Here is a 17116-nt window from a genome sequence, read left to right on the forward strand (position 1 = left end):
GCCTCGTCTGATGCCGAGATGTGAGAGTGTATTGGCTTTGCCCCCGAACCCCTTCAGGGCGTTCGGGGTTAACAGCAAAGCACCGCTGATCGGAGCAAGCGGGCGGCTCGCGCAATCCGGTCCGGGGAGGCCGATCAGCGCGGCCTGATCCAGTCTCGCGCCGGCATCCAGCCGAGAATGTCGTTCCCGCTGTCGGAGACAGGCTCGCCGGCAATATCGCGCCATGGTTCGTTCGGCCGGTGATCAGGCAGGTAGCGGGCCGTCAGCAACTCGAAGGTCGCATGGGCATAGACGCTCCTGCGGATAGCGAGCACCGGGCTCTCGTCGTGCGGCAGCTTTTTCAATACCGGGATGAAATCCGCCGGGATGGGGAAGAGGTGGCTGTCGATTGCGACCCGGGCGAGCCGTTGGCGTAGTGGGTCGGCCTCTCCATCAGGGACATGGGTGTCGAGGTCATAGTCGATAGCCTCGGGGTCCCCGCCCTCAATGGTGGGGAGCAGACTGCATTCGGCCGACCACGCCTCGCTGCCGGGATTGAGTGTCTCGACGCGGGGGTTGAGGATCAGGGGGCCGGTCATCAACCCGAGCCGGTCGGCGAAACCAGTGGAGATATCGCCCGAAAGGAGACGGGGACGGCCGGGATTGCTCACCGATGCGACGAACGCGACAAACCACCAGTTGTCGCGGTGGTGGATGACGATGCCGCGACCGCTTAAGCCGTCGGAATGGTCGGAAGTAGGGGCGATCATCGTGCGATCCTTACTGAGGGAATTAGAAAGGCCTGATTCGTCGATAGTCGAAGCGGGGATCGTGGTGAAAGACTTGGGAGAGTTGTTGCAGGGATTGTTCATGTAAGCCTCCATTGTTTGCGCTCCTTATCTCCATCAGATGAGGATGGACCGATCGGGACGCGGTGTTGAGGCGGTCAGGGACGGCGTAGCCGCCGCGAAGCGGGCAGCGGGGGAGCCGATTTTGTTGTCGCGGAGCGTAGCGGAGCGGCGGCAAAATTGGGGGGACCGCTGATCCTTGACGGCCGATGGACACCCAGCGTCATGCTTTGGCGATGAAGCGCAGTCTGATGCCGAGATGTGAGAGCGTAACGCTTTGCCCCCGAACCCCTTCAGGGCGTTCGGGGTTAACAGCAAAGCTCCGCTGATCGGAGCGAAGCGGGCGGCCCTCGCAATCCGGTCCGGGATGGCTGATGCGCGCAGTCTAATCCCCTTATGCGGCGGGGATTAGGGCATCCGACCGACTATGCTTCGGGCGGCGGGACAGTCTCGATATAGTGCGCCTGAAAGTCCCATGAGTGCGGTAAGCCGTGTCGGTCGGTCCAGTCGTGCTGTTCCCACTGCCCAACCAGCCGGACGGTCGTCCCCGTGAAGAGATATTGCCAAAGGAGGCGGCGTTTCTTCGCGTTGAGCGGTTTCAGCCAGTAGCCAACCGTGAAAACGCGATCTTCGTCTCCGATACAATGCAGGATCGCGAGGTTTTCGCCACTGTCCCCGGTGCGCAATATGACATCGTGGGTAAGTCGCGCGAAGATGGTTGTTTCAGGAGCCTCCTTGGCGAGGTTTTTAGAGTCGATCATGTTGGTTATCCTTAGTGGGAAGGAATGGCTGGCACCAGCCTGCCGCTCCTTGATCGGTTGCCGCCAACGACGTTGGCCGTCGGCGCTCCGCATCTCCATCAGATGAGGATGGGATCATCGGGACGCGGTGTTGAGGCGGTCAGGGACGGTGAAGCCGCCGCGAAGCGGGCAGCGGGGGAACCGATTTTGTTGTCGCGGAGCGGCGGCAAAATTGGGGGAGACCGCTGATCCTTGACGGCCGAGGGACACCCAGCGTCACACTTTGGCGATGAAGCTTCGTCTGATGCCGAGATGTGAGAGCATCTTGCTTTGCCCCCGAGCCTGCAAGGGACCGGGGTTAACAGCAAAGCTCCGCTTTGTTGGTGGACGCCCGCTATCCATGTCTAGGGCTTGCAAGGGACGCATCGTTGAGCGATGTCATGGACTGGCGGGCAGACCATCGCAAGGAAGATGGAAATGCCGAAGATGACTGAACGCGAAAAGCTGGCCGATCTGGTCGAGCGTCAGAAGCGGATGGATACGGAAATAGAGGCGACGCGGCAAAAGCTGCGCGAACGTTACGCCCGGATCGTGGGTGAACTACCCGTCGAGGGATTGAGCGAGCGTGAGTTTCGCGACGTTCTGGGACAGGTGGTTCGGGTCGGAGGTGCCGCCGCATTTGCAGCGCTCAAGCCCCTGCCCAACCAAGCTTGAAGGCCCCATATTCGTTTCATCCATAGCGGAAAGGGGAGCGACGTTGTCGGGCCGCAGGCCCCGGCAAAAGGAGCGGCGTGGGGGAAACAGATCGGGTTTCCCCCACCCGACGCGACGGCACGGCAAATGCCCGACGGGGAGGGTTCCCCGCCGGTTCCGGTGTCTGTATTGGCTCGCCTGCTATGGCCCGCCCCGAAGGACGGGCCGTGGCTTAGGCGGCGATGCGAGCCTTGCGCTCTCGCTTGGCGGCGCGGATCGCTTCGATCCCCTCGGTGTCGGGTTGCTGGCGATCGACACGGAAAGCGTGGGTCGGGATGCCCGCATCCTTGAGCAGATCGAGCAGGTTCGCCTGTATGCCGGAGCCTTGGCATATCAGCGCCTCAACCGGGCGAAGGCTGACAAGACGCTCGTTGCGGACGAACCCGGCGCGGCGGCCAAGGCGGCTTTCAGGGGTGAAGGCGACAAGCGGGACGCCTGCCTCTGCGGCCCATGCGGCGGCGATGGCGTCGGCTCCCTTCCGCTGTGCCGTGGTCACAAGGGTCATGTGCGGCACGCGGGTTTTGATCTGGTCGAGCTTGTCCCAGATCATCCGCCAGTCGTGCCATTCCTGCCCGCCCGAAAAGACGACGATGGGGCCTTGCGGCTTGTAGCGTTCGCGGGCAGCAAGGGCGCGTTCGCGCAGGAAGTCGGCGGCTGCGATCTGGCTGGCGGTGGTAACGCTGGATGCTCTGGAACCGCGCGCGGCGCTCCACGGGAAGCCTGTTTCCGCCCGATAGACGGCGGCAGCATAATCGCGCATCACCTCGATGGCGGCGCGCTGTTCGGCAACCGTGCGGCAACGGGCCTGCAATTCCTCGACATTGCTGTTCCACACTTCGCCCGCTTCGGGATCGCGGATCATCTCGCCCAGCTTGAAGGCTAGGCTATCCTCGATGCCCGCCAGCTTCTGCGCTTCGTGGTGGAAGCTGTTGACGAACCCCCATGCGAGCGGCTGGGCGGTGGCTTCCATCCTCGTATCCCGGAAAAGGTCGAAAATGGTTGCGATGATCGCGCCGCACTCCTGTTGCGCCTGCATCGGGTGCGGCATGTCGAGTTCTTCGGGGTCGCGCGCGCCTTCGATGATCGCGAGCGGCTGGACGTCGCCGAACGCGGCTTCGATTTCCGGGATCGCGGTTTCCGCGGCATAGAGTTCGGCAAGCTCCCGGTCGCGCGGGCTCATGGCGTCCGGTTCGAGGTCGTCGTCGTCATCGCCGGGCGGGATCGGAGTCAGCTTGCAATCGAAGCGCTCTTCGATCTTGCCCAAAACGGACTGAAACTCATCACCTTCGATGATCTCTTTATAGGCTGCATCAAACTTGCCCGGTGTAGGCTCGGTGGCATCCTGCCCGATAGCTTGGGCCATATCGGCAAAGTTGCTATAGCGGCGCGAGGTCGTTTCCTTGCTCATGGTCTCATCACCTAGATTGGGTTTCGGCTCAGGGTCGGGGGAGCGCGGCTAACGCTTCCCCCGCCCGTCGAATGGTCGGGTTAGAACGGGATTTCGTCGTCGATCTTCCCGCGCTCGGTCAGGTTGCCGCTATCGTCGGCGTTCCCCTCGAAGTTGTCGGCCTTGCGGCTGCGACGCGCGCGGCGGGGGGTAGGATCGTCGCCGGTCTGGGGCTGGCCGAACGGATCGCCGCTGCTATCCTCGTTCCCGCCTTCGGCGTCGTTGAAGCCATCATCCTGACGCTTGCGGCGACGGTTCCAAGCGACATTGAAGCCGTCCTGACCATCCCCGAAAAGTGCGATCGGCAGGGGTGCGAGGAAGCTCGGATCGTCAACCTGCCCCTGATAGAAGACCTCGCCGGTCGCGTTGGTGATGCCTTCCCAAAGCGCGCCGATCTGCACCCATCCGTTGCCGGGGGTGCGCGCCATGACTTCATAGGCGGGCGCGCGTTCGTGGTTGCTCTGAACGGGTTTGAGGCCAAGGCGGGGAAGATGCAGGCTAGCGGTAGAAATAGAACCGTAAAGCGTGCCGTCCTTTGGCTTGAAATGACCGATCTGCATGACAATTACTCCAAGATGCCGGGTTTATTACCCTGTCTTTAGGGACCATTCCCCTCCGACATCTTCTTTTTACTCTCTCTACTCTTGTTGTTATAGGTCATTGATTTCTTGACATATTTCCATCGTACCTGGTGAGTCCGAGCAGATACTTCCGCGAAGCGGATCAAATACAGAGACGCATTGACCGCGCCTGCGGGCAATTCTTCAGATCAACCGCGTCGTGGAGCGAAGCGCGCCCTCGATCCCATCGCACCCGGAGCCGTCCTCGCAGGGTCCCAAGGGCTGCGCGGATTTCTTGTCGCCAAGAAGCACGGGAGGGGGGATGTTAGCGCAGCTAGGCAAAATGGGGCCGGCGCTGCTCTTGAAACAAACCAAACGCCGCCGGCCCCATTTTGCCTAGCGAAGCTTCCTCCCGACGCAATTCTTGGGGACGAAAATCCGTGTGGCACGCCAGGGACACTGGGAGGCGGCGAAAGGGACGATGGGATCGTGGGCTCCAAAGACGCTATCGCGCGCCAGCGCGATTCCTTAGGCGAAGCCTGCCTGGCGATGCGGGTTTCGCAGGGGTGACGTCAGGGGAACTGGATGTCTTTGCCGCACGCGCCGCGGAAGGGATCGTCACCTTCAGGATGGGACCGCGGAACGCGGGCCCAGTCGGAGCGAGCGCAGCTTGCGGAGATAGAGCCCGGTCCCGGCTCGCCGGGATCCGCCCCCCCTTTTCTTCTCGCCTTCACCCACTTCCCCGCCCCGCCCGACGTGTCGATCCTTACCAATCCGCGCCATGTTCTTGCTGACCACCACGTCGGACAAGCAAAACCTTCCCCCTCGTCGAGGAGCAGATCGCTTGCACAATCCTTCCCGTCGTGATCTTGTCGGTCAAACGGAAGCTGATCGGAACAGACCATGACGGACATGAGCATGAAGGCTCTGCTGGAGCCTTACGACATCAACCTGCCACTGCGCGATGCGTTGGAGGATTCGACGCTCTCGCCCGATCGCCGGGCGCTGGCAGCCGTCGCCTTCCGTCAGGAACCGAATGACTCGCTCTACAGCGCGGTGGAAGTGCTGGAGGCGTTTCAGGCGTTGGAAGCGGACATCGAAGCGCAGCTGCCGACGGATGCGTCCAGTGAAGGCGAGGCCCGGATACGGCATATCCTCGAAGGGGAAGGCGACGACTATCAGCGGCGCCTCTATTACATCCTGTCGGAGCGGCCGGTGAGCCAAGCCATTCGGGACCTAGAATGGTTGACCGACCTGCTCTATGGGCGGGCGCGGATGGTGCGGACGCTCCGCGAAGCGGGGGTCGATCTGCCGCGTTTTCCCGGAGTGGACCGCGGCGCCGACGACGATTCGACGGGGCCGATCGGTTGCCGACCCTTCGGGTGCTGACCTTGGTGGCAATAAAAAAGGGCCTCCTGGCGCGTGCCGGGAGGCCCTTTCTTGTGCGGTTATCCATCGCGGAGGGAGCCGCACGCGGCGGGTGATCGCTCCCCATGGGGAGCCGCTAAAGCGAAATTATTGCTTCCCATTACCAGTCGATCCAGAGTGCCAGCACCATCGCGATCCTGCTCGGGATGGGCTCCGTAGTGCTTGATCCCTTCAGTGCTCCGGTTCGATCCAGGGTCACCGCCCTCGTCCGTCGAGGTCGGGCGGCAGCAACCGGCCCTTGTTGACTTCGGCCCAGCGCGTGCTGCCGTCGAACCACCCCAGCACGCCCCCGGTACGCAATATGGTCATCGCCTCGCCTTGCTCGTAGGCAGTGGCCGTACCGGCATTAGAGCGGTTTTCGACCGTTCTGAATCGGGATGGGATTCCCTTCGGGCGCAATTTCTGATTCAGCATCCCGTGCTGGTGAAGGAGGCCGGTATGGATGGCTCTTTCGATGGATTTGCGCACTCGGCTTTTGGCAGCGGTGGATAGCGGATCGAGTTGCCGTGCTGCGGCGGATCGGTTCGGTGTAGCACCATCAACGGCGGTTCGCTGGCGAGCACAGCAGCGTGAGACGGGTGACATTACCCCAAAGCCCCGCAGCGGGGATATGCGCTCGCGGCGAATGGAAGAGCGGGCAGCGGACATTCTGGCCATTTGGGAGGAGCGCAGGGACATCACCCTCGAAGAACTGCGTTTGGCGCTGGTGGACAAGGGCATGGCCGTTTCCGTGGCCGGGCTACATCGCTTTTTTGTTCGCCGTGGACTGACGCGCAAAAAAAGACAGGCCATGCGATAGAGCAGGATCGACCCGACATCCTGAAGCAGCGCCAGGACTGGTTCGAGGGTCAACTCGATCTCGAACCGGAGCGCCTGGTCTTCATCGACGAAACCTGGACCGCGACCAATATGACCCGCAGCCACGGTCGCAGCCCTAAAGGCGAGCGACTGCGGATGGGCTTCCCGCACGGCCACCGCAAGACCACCACCTTGGTCGCCGGTTTGCGCATGACCGGCATGATCGCGCCCATGGTACTCGATGGGCCGATCAACGGCGACTGGTTCGAAGCCTACGTCGCGCAGGTTCTCGTCCCGGAACTGCGGCCCGGCGACGTCGTCATCATGGACAACCTGTCGAGCCACAAGCGCGCATCGGTGCTGCTGCTCATCGAGGCCGCCGGCGCCACACTGCGCTTTCTCCCGCCCTATAGCCCGGACTTCAACCCGATCGAGAAAGCGTTCTCCCGCCTCAAGGCGATGCTCCGTAAAGCGGGCGAGCGTACCGTCAGTGGCCTGTGGAGCTTGATCGGCAAACTTGTAGATTTCTTCCAGCCCCAGGAATGCGCCAACTACTTCAGATCATGTGGCTACGAGCCAGAATGATCGAAAAACGCTCTAGCGGGGCGCAGGGCAAGCCCACCTTCGCCCTGTCCGGTCGGATCATGCCGTGCGATTCCCTCGTCGATGATGACGAAGCTGCCGAACTCGATCCGTTCGCCGGCGGTAGCGTTTAGCGTGTCACGCATGGGCGAAACATCAGAAGGATCTGCCAGTCAAACATGTTTGCGAACCTGTCATTTGAGATCAGGAAAATCGGGATCGAGCTGATAGGAACCGCCTTTGCCGGCAACGGCTATGGGCCATTCGCGCAAAGCCTTGCGATAGATAACCCATCGGGTCTTGCCTTGGAGAAGCAGCTGTGTGGCTCGCGCGATATACCGTAGTCTCCACATGGCATCGTTCCTTCCTGGGTTCGGGCCCGATGCAGGAAATCGATGCTACGCATCTCCAACGACGGCCGACAGTGACGACAGGTTCCGGATATTAACGGGCGAACGTCGATTTTTGCTTATCTATTCGGCAAGATTTGTCAGGCGCACGACATAATGAGGCGTAGCCGCGCCATGCGCGCCGAGATGCTCCCGGCAAATATGGACGATTTGATTCCAGATAGCCTCGGGCATGTCGGAGTCGGCTCCCTCACCGGAAAGGTTGGGGTCCACCAGGACGATCACATCCGACCATTCGTCGACAGGTCCGGATGTCCACCATGTGAATTTCGGCGTCCCGCTTGTGAGCCACTGCTGAAAGGCAGGATCGGCGAAGAACCAGGGCGCGTTAATCACGAGGCCGCGGCACGGTTGAACGTCCATGGCAAGTTCCTTTCGGCGTCAGAGCGAATGCAGTCTCGCGAGCATCAAATTGAATGAAGGGATCGACACCTCAGGCAGCGAGTCGGTCGATCCCTTCGTTGAAGCGGTCGATCCATTGGCGCATGGTCGGCCGCTCCTCGATCGGGATATCGGCTGCGACATCCTGAAAGCGCACCAGGTCCAGCGGCGCGGTCGCGATGATCCGGTCGATCTCGGCGGAGTCGAGGAGCCGTCGCGTGCGGATGAACTCCGTCATCGACCCGGGGCGGGTTTTGGTCGATCGACGCCACAGGCCCTCCACGGTATGAAGCCGGGGCGCGGCGCGGGCTTCGACCAGCACGATCAGCCGCAAGCACCAACGTGGCAGCGTCTCGACCTCCGAGGACTTTTGGGCCGCGCAGACCCAACACGCGCTCTTAATTGGCACGGGCAGACCTTCCTCGCGGATGCGCTGGGCACAGCGTTGGCGGTCCCAGTTCCAGGAACGGAGCGGATACTGGTAATCGTAAAGGGGGTCCTCGACAGTCACCGCGTGGGCGTAGCGCCGCGTGTCGGCCGGCGACGCATCATAGCCAATATATTTGATAACGCGTTGGCCGCGCTCCCAGGCTGCCAAGGCAGGCGGCCAAGACTTGACCCATTTGTTCTGAGGCTCTACCTTCCACTTAAGGGAGCAAGTCGAATGTCCGAGGCTTATAGAAGGCAGAGTAGCATTCGTTAAAATATTTTCGAGCAGCGAGTAATATGGCGGCCAATTTTTGAATCTCTTGGGTACATATCGCACAATATGATGTTCGATACAATGTCTATCCATCCACCTTTGAATGATAGGGAGATAATTATAAGTTTCCTCGCGCTCTGTTCCAGTATCCGCTGTTAAAACTACTGTGGGCGGGGTTCCTTGTGCTACAAGCTCGATCAACAGCGCGGTGCTGTCGATACCCATGCCCCAGGCGAGAACCGATGGCGGTGCCGGCGGAGCCGCATCTTGCAGAAATACCGGCAAAGAGCAGGGCGTTCCCGGGTCGCCATTCACTGAGGTCGCGTAGCCCCTGACGGGTACTTGGCTGATACGCCCACAGGTTTTTCGGCGTCGGAGGCCAGTGAGAAAAGATCGGGTTGGACCTCGGATCGCACGTGTCTTGAGATGATTTTGGCCAAGGGAGGACTCCCAATAGGCGCGCGAGCATCGGTGCGATGCGTTCCGTCAGCAAGGATGGCGCGCTCAGGCGAAGGGAACTTGCGTGGACAAGGGCTCCCGTTTGCACGGAGAGCCACGGCAATGCCCTGAAGGAAGGAGTATCAGTTCAGCTGTGCGGCAAGGGCATGAGCATCAGCCTCACAGGGCGCCGCGCCGATCCACACTGTGCTACCGTCGGAGCGTCCGGCGTAAAGGCCGAACAGTTCCGGGGCGACACCAAGCGTCTCGGCGGGTTTTCGTGCGTAATCGCTTTGCACCAGTCCAGTGATGTGGACTTGACCGTTCCAATCATGTGGCAACGGGAGGAGGGCGCTAAAGGGTCGAGGCCGGGGGATGTCGTCGGACCAACCGGGAGAGTGATTTTCGAGAAAGTTCGTCACCGCTTTAAAGGCACCGGTTCGATCATTGTGGATCGCGGTCAATATCGGGCGGCTGGCAAGCAAAGGTTCGGCGAGGGCATTTATATAGGCCCTGAATGTGGCGGTTTCCCGTATGCTCGGTCTGGTTCCGGCTAGGGCCTCCTGAAGCTCGAAGAGGGAGGCATGGGCATGGCCCAGCGACGTTCCCGTCGTAAGGTCGGGCCGATCGAAGAGGATTTCGAAACGTGCGCCGGCTTGCGTGGTGCAGCTGCGCTCGAACATCGTCACGGACAAGGCGTCCCAGGCCGGCCGCGATCCCGCGTTCGGATCGGCATAGAAGTCTGGCTCGTGGCCTGACAGTCGGTCGAGCGTGTCTATGCGGAGCTGAGCAGGGTTGCTCCCGCTGGAATCGGGTTCGAGGTCCCTTTCGAGGAGCGACGATAGCTCACATGAGAAGATCGCAACGTGCCGCGGGCCGGCGGCAGGATCGTGGGGGAAGATGCCTCGCCGCTGGACAAGTCGATCGATTTGCGAGGCATCCTGCTCATCGGCCGGTTCCTCGAACATATCAGCGGCAATGGCGTGCCAGATGGCAGGTGCAAAGGTCGCGTACGGGACCACATGGCGGGCAACCATGCAATCATCCTCGGCTTCCATATATTCGACCCAAAACGCGCCTTCGCTGAGCGCATCGTTGTCCGGCTGGTAGGCAAGTTTGCGGCCGATCATCAGCTCGTTGCTGGACAGGGCGATGAGGTTGGCGGTGCGTGGTAAATCGGCGACACTAAGGGCGGTAGCCTCAAAGAGTTTCGTGGGCATGATAACGGCTCCCCATGAAGCGAAGGACGATCCCTTCGATCCTCCCGCCGACCCCTCCCCCTTCCCTCCCTGCATGCCGGAGGCGAACGCTCCGATGTGATAGGGAGCGTCAGTGCTCAGGACCTGTCCGATGGCCGTGAGCGCGTTGCGCGTGAAGGTTCCGTCAGTGCAGCGGATATCAGGATCGCGCGCCGTGTGGCGTGGGCTCTTGCTATCGCGAGAGCACCCTGGCGGGTGGTGGCCTGTCCTAGCCATTCGCCACAGAAGCGCGCGACATGGCGGGGCGTCGCGTAGCCGCAATATTCGTGGGTGATGCTATAGCGACGGTCGCGCAGAGGTTGAGTGACCTGCATGGCCTGTCTCCGGGAGATTGTCGGACGTTTTCCGACCGGTTTTGGGCTGGTCTCAAGCGACCCTTGCGAGGACGTCCGAAGGGTCGCGCGGACGCTCGGTAGTGACGCGATAGGGCTGGAGCGGATTACCCGTACGGATGATGAAATGATCGGCGCTGCTTGCGGCGCGAGCGGCCAAGGCGACAGAATACGCGGCGTCGAATGATATCAGACGCGCCCGAAGCGGTGAAAGCTGGGTCATAGGGGATTCCTGGAGAGGGCGCGCTATGCGTGCCGATGCCATATATGGTCCCACCGGGCTCGATGCGCGCGGCGGCGGCGAGTACCCCATCATGGCGAAGGTGGCGTATTCTCGATGTAGGCGAGCGTGATCTCGTTGCGGCTGACGGTGATGGAGACCGTACGTTGCTCGGGAATCATCCAGCGGTGGTTCCGCAGAATATCCTCGAGTTGGAGAAGAATGGCCTTGTCCTCACCGAGCAGCAGTTCGGCGGCGACCTGGCGCGCTTCCGAAACGAAATATGCGCGCTGCGTTTCGTAACTGTCGGCGGCCTTATCGTCGGAAGGACAAAATGCTGCATCTTCAAGAAGGCTCGTCAGTGCCGCGACGTCGAATCTTGCCTGCGGGCCAAGGATGATGGTCGGGTCACTCAGATCATCGCAACCATAGGGCTCCTTCATGATGAGGATACCTGCCGCTATCGGTGAAACCGCTCGGGCGTCGGCAAAAACCGGTTCGAGCAGGATCGCGTCGGCGCTTCCGCTGGGCTCGCCAATAAAGCGATCGGTCTCGCTGTGTTGGAAGATCGTGTCGCCGCGGCGAACGGTGAAGGAGAAGTCGATGATGCGCGGAAGCTCATCATACCAATCATATCCCGCGAAGCGAGGTTCGGCGTCGACAAGCCTTCCACCCAGGATGGAACCGTCCCCAATCGCGCGGGAGGCCGATTGGGCAAGGTCGGGTTCCAGTTCATCGATGACGATCATTGGTTCGCAGCGGAGGGGCGAACCCCGATGACGGCTGCGATAGTCTGCTACAGGGGGAATCCATATATTGAGCGAGGAATCCGCTGCAGGCAGTGAGATGTCGAGATTGGCCGCACGCAGCCAGTCCTCATGGCTCAAGCGATGGGAAGATTCGGCCGCGATTGCCCGGAAGATCGCAGCTTGGCACGCGGTCTTCAGCGCGTCGAGCGAAGCGGTCTGTATTACGTCCTTGCGGGCAGGAAGAACAAGCTGAAGGGGGGAAATCGGCCCAACATCGTAGAGGACAGTCCATCTCGCACCATCGACCTCAGAGAGATGTGGCAGTGTCGCACGGACGGTGAGGCCATGGAAATTGATTGTGGGCTCGCCTGATAGATGCCGGTGGCGATTGCGATAGACACCGATGCGGCCGCTCTCCCACTGTTCGATAAAATGCGCGTCAGCAAGCCAGTCGGCGCGATCGAGTTCGGTCCCCTGCCAAAAGACGCGCAGCGGGTAATAGCGGGCGACCTGCTCGACGACTCGCTCGAAGCCTCGGCTTTCCCAGGCCTCGGGCATGTCGATGTGGATCTCGGTGCCATTGGAGTGATCGAAGGGTTCGATGGCAATCGGTCTTTGATGCGACCATGCGTCGCCGTCGATGATCACGCGCCAACCGCTCTTCGCGCTATGCGAGTAGGAGCGATATTCGACGCGAAGGCCTGCCAGGCTGAAGACGCCCATTCCCGCCGGATCCTCGGCCTGCGCGATTTTATCGCCCCAACCTGAGTGACCAAGCGCGAGCAGGGCCGCGGGATCGTCTATGCCGATGCCGTCGTCGCGAATTGTAAGGACAGGGTGCCCTGCACGGTTCAGCAGATCGATATCGACGCAGCTCGCACCAGCTCGACGCGAATTTTGAAGAATTTCTGCGATGGCGTCTTCCGGGCCTCCACTATAGAATCTGCTGACGCGGCTGAGGGCGTCCTGGCTGATGCAGGGGGTGATGGAGCTGGGTAACGACATACGGGGACTCCTTGTTGACCCGAGACTTCGATCGTCCGGCTTCACTCGTCCCAGCCCCCTCCCTCTTCACCATGGGCGGTCTGGAGAGTTTCATGGAAGTGGAAGGTTCGGAAAGGTGGCGGATTGCCTAGGCCGCCCCACGGTAGCGGAGGTCTGAGGCGCAGGTCGGCTTGATCGCCCGGCATAGGTTTGCGCGGCGGATTGCTCGACTGGCGGTGCGCAGGCGGCGTGGCGCGGACGATTCGCGGTGCTTTACCGCATGGCAGCGATCGGGACATGCCGACCAGACCGGATCGGCGTGAGTAGTAAAATGCGAAACCCTGTGGCTATCCGTGACCGGCGGTGCCTGCCACTGGCGGGACCACGACGACTTCGACGCCATCACCGAACGCGGCAACGAATGATATTACCACGGATTGGAGCGCTGCTTGGCTCGGGAGCGTTTCGGTTGTGTAGGCACCTCGGGCAAGCATCTCCGGATCGGTGCCGGCCATAGCGGCAAAGGCACGCGGCCAATGGCAAAGGAGCATCCACGGCCAGCCATTGGTGGGCGGAGCATATTCAATGAATGTGATCGCACTCGCATCCCGCTGGCTCGGTCGCCTATCGAGGAGGTCGGGCGGTCGCAAGGCGGGGCGATCTTCGTTGAGGAAGGCCCCGAATTCGGCAAGCTCGTCATCTGTTTCGACGATCACGGGGTAATAGCGTCCAAGCGCCAGTCCAGCTCCGGCGAAAGCGGGCGGTATATCGATTACGAGCAGCGCGGGTGCTGTGATCAACGGCATGGAATAGAGGCGCCGGCGCGCGGCGAGTTCGTCAGAAAGGCGCATGTCGGACATCCTGTTAAGGTCGCTGGAGAGGCAATATGATGATGATCACGGCAGCGATGGCGAGAGAGGTGCTATTCCTCGATCCTGATCTCGTCCGTGCCGAAATCCGTCAGATCCTGGGGATCCATTCTGACTTGAATATAGTCCCTTGCACCGGCAACTTCCCAATCGCCCAGAGAGGCCTTGGCTAATGCGATAGCCTGTCCGGCGGCGATCTCCTCATTGGGGGCATCGACCGTGATACGGCGGTTGACCCATGTTCGCGCCACAACCTGTACTTCGATTTGAGGCATGGTGATTATCCCTTGGTGTCGCTGTGCGGTGCGCCGGCCCAATGAAATCCCGGCTAATCTCGCATGGCGTGCCGTGTCACGGCGCGGCCGACCGGGCGTGCGGTATGAATGCACGGTCGCCAGAACACACTTGTCCCGCCATTCCGGCACGTACGAATCCTGTTCAATCTGGAACCGCGCCGATGCTCGGTCATTCGTAGGTCGGGCGGCTTTCGGGAAAGCAGGGCGGCGGCCAGGCGTCGAAAATATGGGCCTCGTAGCGTCCAGTGCTCAGGACGCTGTGGAGCGGACGGGCATGGTCGCCAATATTCCAGTCGCGATCGAGTAGAATCTGGATCTCGGAGGCCTTGTCACGCGCCCGCCCGAAATCTTCGCCCGGAATAGTTACACCGAGGGAGACAAGGTCGGGCTCGGTGCACAGGTCTCCGGAATCATAGTACCAGGAGCCCTCCTCGGGGCCTCCGAAAAGGCGCTGGACGAAATAGACGGCTATGCTCTTCATGACACGTCTCTCGGCTCGAGAAGGATGACCGCAATTGAGGGTTTGTCGTCGATTCCACTCTTTCGGCTGTCAAAGACATGGCGGCCACCAAGTCCAATGGTCAGCATGTTGAAGGTTGGTGAGCGGCCGCCATTGGCGTTTGGAATGGTCGTTCCGGAATCATGATATTGGATGTCGACGAAACTGGGTGCCGAGCCGCGACTATATTCACCGAAGAAGAAGGTGATGCGGCGACCGTCGGAAGTTTTCGCGCTGATCGTGAAGTTGCCGTCTGGAATATCGATCGGCAACGTAGGCACATCGTTGAAGCGGGCAAAGCCGATATGTTCTGCGTCGGTGGCGGTCATGATTGGTAGAGTCGTGATGTCGGCCATCGGAATCTCCCAGGGCGAATGAATACCGGCAACCCTTGAACCGGCTTGAACACATCCCCTCTCCGCCTCTTCTCGATGGGAGAATTTGGGCGTTTCATGGAGTGTTGGTGATATAGCGACGTGAAAGGACTTGGTGGTCGGGATAGGCCTCAGCCGAAAAGGGCGAGTTCGGGATGCGGCAGCGCGCGTATCGTCGGATAGGCTCTGCGGGGGAGCGTGCGACCTAGCACGCGCGCTTTGCGGCTGAGTTCAAAGCAGTAAGTAAAGAGGCCAGGTCGGCGGGCTCGCAACAAGATGCGTTCGCGCGAGAGGCGGTCAAGCCAGTCCGATGGCTCTTCATTGTGAAATGGACGCAGTGCCCCGAGGCGGACCAACTGATCGATTGCGCCTGACGCGCCTCGTTCGCCGAGCCGAATTTTCGAAAGGGTGCGCCCAGAGATGGAAACGGGACCGATCCGGTAAACCGTCCGTGGCCGGCCGGCCCCACGGTGGGCTGCTGAGAGAGCTTGATAAATTTGCCCGACGTGTCCGGCGGACGGGTCGGAATAGGAAACTACAGCCTCGATTTCCGGCTTTTCGGTTCGCAGTAAGCGGAAGGCTCTCGCGAGTGTCCAGCTTTCACCATTGCCTGCGATTTCATCCAATAGAAGGAAGCGCGCAAGCGTCGTGCCGGCGGCCGGATCGCTAAGGCCCGTGTGACGGGTGATGACCGCGTTTGTGGAGGGGACAGCAAAGACCGCGACACCTGCTAGCTGGCTGGTGCCTCCACGTCCGGGACCAAATAACCCGGCGGAAAAGATCGCCGCCGGAAAATTGGGAAGATAGTGATGCGTGGCAATGAAATGTCGCGCCATCCGCGAGCTAACGCCGTCGACGGCGTAGCGGCTGGTGTCTATGACGCTTTGGTTGTCGACATATAGGGCGCGTCGTTCGCGCCACCGTTGACTGCGAGTGGTGAGCATGATGGCGATCTCCATTGGATCACCATTTTCCTTCCCTCTTTTCTCTCTCGGATCGGCGGAACCAAGGAATGTCGGTCATCGGGTTGGAAGCCTATATTCCGCGATTGGCGTGTGCGTTGCTTTAGCCGCCGCACGGCAGCGGGATCGGAACTGCTTGGCCGCCGGCAAGGTTGAGGAATCCGCCAGCATGACCGATGGAGCCGCGTCCCAGAAGATCGAACAGCAGTGCCAACGCGTGGCTCGCCAGGACCCGGTTGACGAACAGGGATTGGCGTTCGAGCGCCTCGGCAACCGAGCAGGACGGCGCGTCGTCATCGGCCAGACTTTCGTCGGCCAGCTCCGGAAAGGCCTCGAGCACGGTTGGAAGTCGTCCGGGTTGCCCGTCGGACGCGCGCGGACAACCGATCAGATATTGCCCGTCGCTGGCACGGTTTCCGAGATCCATCCAGTAAGTGGGGGTCGCCTTGGCATTACTCGCGATCGCTGTGCCAAGCGCACGCCGGGCGGAGGCGGTATCGACGCAGCTGATCAGGATATCGATGCCTTCGAGCCCGATCGCGGCTGGTGCGCGGCCCTGGACGGCCTTCCAGCGGAGCCCATGTGCGAGGTTGATCCGTTCCGTCAGCGTGCGCGCCTTCGAGCTGCCAAGATCGCACCGATAGAACGGCTGGCGGCCTAGATTCGCTTCGGTGACGATATCGTCATCGACCACGGTAACGTCGAGCGAGCGCGAGGAAATAGCGCGCAGCGTCGTGTCGAGCGAGGCAAGGCCCATCAGCATCTGGCCGCCGTTTCCGCCGCAGCCAGCCAGCAGGATGCGGATCGGACGATTGTTGAGGGCGGCGGGGAGATAGTGGCGCTCCTTGCTGTCAGGCTGCATGGGACTCTCCTGCAAATGGGCTGCGCGGCAGGGGCAGGAACATCCCGCAGGCGCAAAGGCGGGATTCCATCATCGGACCGTCGGGCTGGTCCAACCGGCCGAACACGAGCGACATCTTGGTCGCATGAGCATCGTCCGCATCATCGGTCGCGCTGAAAAATGCGAAGCCACGACCATGGCTGTGGATGTCGCAGATCAGGTGCCAATCGGGCGGCAAGACCGGGTTACGGTATACGAGGCGCGAAGGCGTCGCCTCGTCGATGTCGGGCAGGTTCACCGCGAACACCCCGGTCTTCTCGTTCCAGAGCACGAAGGCCGCTGCCTCGTTGGGGAGTGCGGCGCGGAAGTGGTCGAGGATCTCGTTTAGATGTTCGCACGGGATGAGACCGCAGCGCAGGTCGGCCTTGGGCGCGCCGACGCTGCCATAAGGAAGATAGGCGGCGATCGGCGGCGTGACGGGCACGTCGAGCGCGAGCCAGGGCCGCCGCAGGATGAGCATGACGCCGTCAGATCCAACGGCAAGACCGTGGCCCGAACGGGCGCTGCGAAGTGCATCAAGGGCCGGTGATTTCCCAAGCGGTGGGACCGGATGGCAGGGCACGGCGGCGAGTACCGCGGCCGCGGTCGGGTCATTGGTGAGCAT

At 61.3% G+C, this 17116-nt stretch carries 20 protein-coding genes; 5 read left to right on the forward strand and 15 right to left on the reverse strand.

What is annotated here, in order from left to right:
- Window positions 1-134 precede the first annotated feature (134 nt).
- Window positions 135-851 (reverse strand): hypothetical protein, encoded by a 717-nt coding sequence (locus Sj15T_RS04840; protein ID WP_253720631.1) that lies wholly within the window; start codon window positions 849-851, stop codon window positions 135-137.
- A gap of 401 nt (window positions 852-1252) precedes the next feature.
- Window positions 1253-1588, reverse strand: coding sequence for a hypothetical protein (locus tag Sj15T_RS04845; RefSeq protein WP_013040126.1), 336 nt, complete (start codon window positions 1586-1588; stop codon window positions 1253-1255).
- Between the two features lie 456 nt (window positions 1589-2044).
- Between Sj15T_RS04845 and Sj15T_RS04850 the strand changes: the two genes are divergently transcribed.
- Complete coding sequence (locus tag Sj15T_RS04850; protein ID WP_013040128.1) at window positions 2045-2281, forward strand: hypothetical protein; 237 nt, start codon at window positions 2045-2047, stop codon at window positions 2279-2281.
- A gap of 211 nt (window positions 2282-2492) precedes the next feature.
- On the opposite strand, the gene Sj15T_RS04855 is transcribed toward Sj15T_RS04850, so the two are convergent.
- Both Sj15T_RS04855 and Sj15T_RS04860 read right to left on the reverse strand, forming a co-directional pair.
- The gene (locus tag Sj15T_RS04855; protein WP_013040129.1) at window positions 2493-3728 is read right to left on the reverse strand and encodes a DUF2493 domain-containing protein; all 1236 of its coding nucleotides are present in this window, start codon (window positions 3726-3728) and stop codon (window positions 2493-2495) included.
- 80 nt (window positions 3729-3808) lie between these two features.
- Entirely contained in the window at window positions 3809-4327 is a 519-nt protein-coding gene (locus Sj15T_RS04860) for a DUF736 domain-containing protein (protein ID WP_013040130.1), read from the reverse strand.
- Between the two features lie 903 nt (window positions 4328-5230).
- Here Sj15T_RS04860 and Sj15T_RS04865 point away from each other — a divergent pair.
- From Sj15T_RS04865 to Sj15T_RS04880, 4 genes are all read left to right on the forward strand, one after another.
- Window positions 5231-5716, forward strand: coding sequence for a hypothetical protein (locus Sj15T_RS04865; RefSeq protein WP_013040133.1), 486 nt, complete (start codon window positions 5231-5233; stop codon window positions 5714-5716).
- Window positions 5717-6197: 481 nt separating this feature from the next.
- A protein-coding gene (locus tag Sj15T_RS04870; protein ID WP_253720632.1) for an IS630 family transposase occupies window positions 6198-7138 on the forward strand; the annotation gives its coding sequence in 2 pieces (ribosomal slippage) (window positions 6198-6543 and window positions 6543-7138; 942 coding nt in all).
- Complete coding sequence (locus Sj15T_RS04875) at window positions 7135-7269, forward strand: hypothetical protein (RefSeq protein WP_269076457.1); 135 nt, start codon at window positions 7135-7137, stop codon at window positions 7267-7269. Before Sj15T_RS04870 ends, Sj15T_RS04875 begins: the two co-directional genes overlap by 4 nt.
- Before the next feature lie 45 nt (window positions 7270-7314).
- Complete coding sequence (locus Sj15T_RS04880; RefSeq protein ID WP_154651060.1) at window positions 7315-7479, forward strand: hypothetical protein; 165 nt, start codon at window positions 7315-7317, stop codon at window positions 7477-7479.
- Window positions 7480-7608: 129 nt separating this feature from the next.
- Here Sj15T_RS04880 and Sj15T_RS04885 read toward each other — a convergent pair whose 3' ends face one another.
- The 11 genes from Sj15T_RS04885 to Sj15T_RS04935 form a co-directional block, all read right to left on the reverse strand.
- Entirely contained in the window at window positions 7609-7908 is a 300-nt protein-coding gene (locus tag Sj15T_RS04885) for a hypothetical protein (RefSeq protein ID WP_013040137.1), read from the reverse strand.
- Window positions 7909-7978: 70 nt separating this feature from the next.
- Window positions 7979-8854 (reverse strand): hypothetical protein, encoded by an 876-nt coding sequence (locus Sj15T_RS04890; protein ID WP_041385885.1) that lies wholly within the window; start codon window positions 8852-8854, stop codon window positions 7979-7981.
- Window positions 8855-9210: 356 nt separating this feature from the next.
- Window positions 9211-10287: a hypothetical protein gene (locus tag Sj15T_RS04895; protein WP_041386396.1), complete on the reverse strand. Its 1077-nt coding sequence runs from the start codon at window positions 10285-10287 to the stop codon at window positions 9211-9213.
- A gap of 683 nt (window positions 10288-10970) precedes the next feature.
- Window positions 10971-12632, reverse strand: a complete 1662-nt coding sequence (locus tag Sj15T_RS04900) for an ATP-binding protein (protein ID WP_013040142.1) — start codon at window positions 12630-12632, stop codon at window positions 10971-10973.
- A gap of 326 nt (window positions 12633-12958) precedes the next feature.
- Window positions 12959-13462: a hypothetical protein gene (locus Sj15T_RS04905; protein WP_013040143.1), complete on the reverse strand. Its 504-nt coding sequence runs from the start codon at window positions 13460-13462 to the stop codon at window positions 12959-12961.
- Between the two features lie 71 nt (window positions 13463-13533).
- Complete coding sequence (locus tag Sj15T_RS04910) at window positions 13534-13755, reverse strand: hypothetical protein (RefSeq protein WP_013040144.1); 222 nt, start codon at window positions 13753-13755, stop codon at window positions 13534-13536.
- A gap of 190 nt (window positions 13756-13945) precedes the next feature.
- The gene (locus tag Sj15T_RS04915; protein WP_013040145.1) at window positions 13946-14257 is read right to left on the reverse strand and encodes a hypothetical protein; all 312 of its coding nucleotides are present in this window, start codon (window positions 14255-14257) and stop codon (window positions 13946-13948) included.
- On the reverse strand, window positions 14254-14631 hold the full coding sequence (locus tag Sj15T_RS04920; protein WP_013040146.1) for a hypothetical protein: 378 nt from the start codon (window positions 14629-14631) through the stop codon (window positions 14254-14256). The genes Sj15T_RS04915 and Sj15T_RS04920 overlap by 4 nt, the downstream gene beginning before the upstream one ends.
- 149 nt (window positions 14632-14780) lie before the next feature.
- Window positions 14781-15608: a hypothetical protein gene (locus Sj15T_RS04925; protein WP_013040147.1), complete on the reverse strand. Its 828-nt coding sequence runs from the start codon at window positions 15606-15608 to the stop codon at window positions 14781-14783.
- A gap of 106 nt (window positions 15609-15714) precedes the next feature.
- Complete coding sequence (locus Sj15T_RS04930) at window positions 15715-16473, reverse strand: PRTRC system ThiF family protein (protein WP_013040148.1); 759 nt, start codon at window positions 16471-16473, stop codon at window positions 15715-15717.
- Window positions 16463-17116 carry a PRTRC system protein A gene (locus Sj15T_RS04935; protein WP_013040149.1) on the reverse strand — a complete coding sequence of 218 codons (654 nt, stop codon included), beginning with the start codon at window positions 17114-17116 and terminating at the stop codon, window positions 16463-16465. Before Sj15T_RS04935 ends, Sj15T_RS04930 begins: the two co-directional genes overlap by 11 nt.

The organism is Sphingobium sp. TA15, assembly GCF_037101235.1.
GTDB classification, from domain to species: Bacteria; Pseudomonadota; Alphaproteobacteria; order Sphingomonadales; family Sphingomonadaceae; genus Sphingobium; species Sphingobium indicum.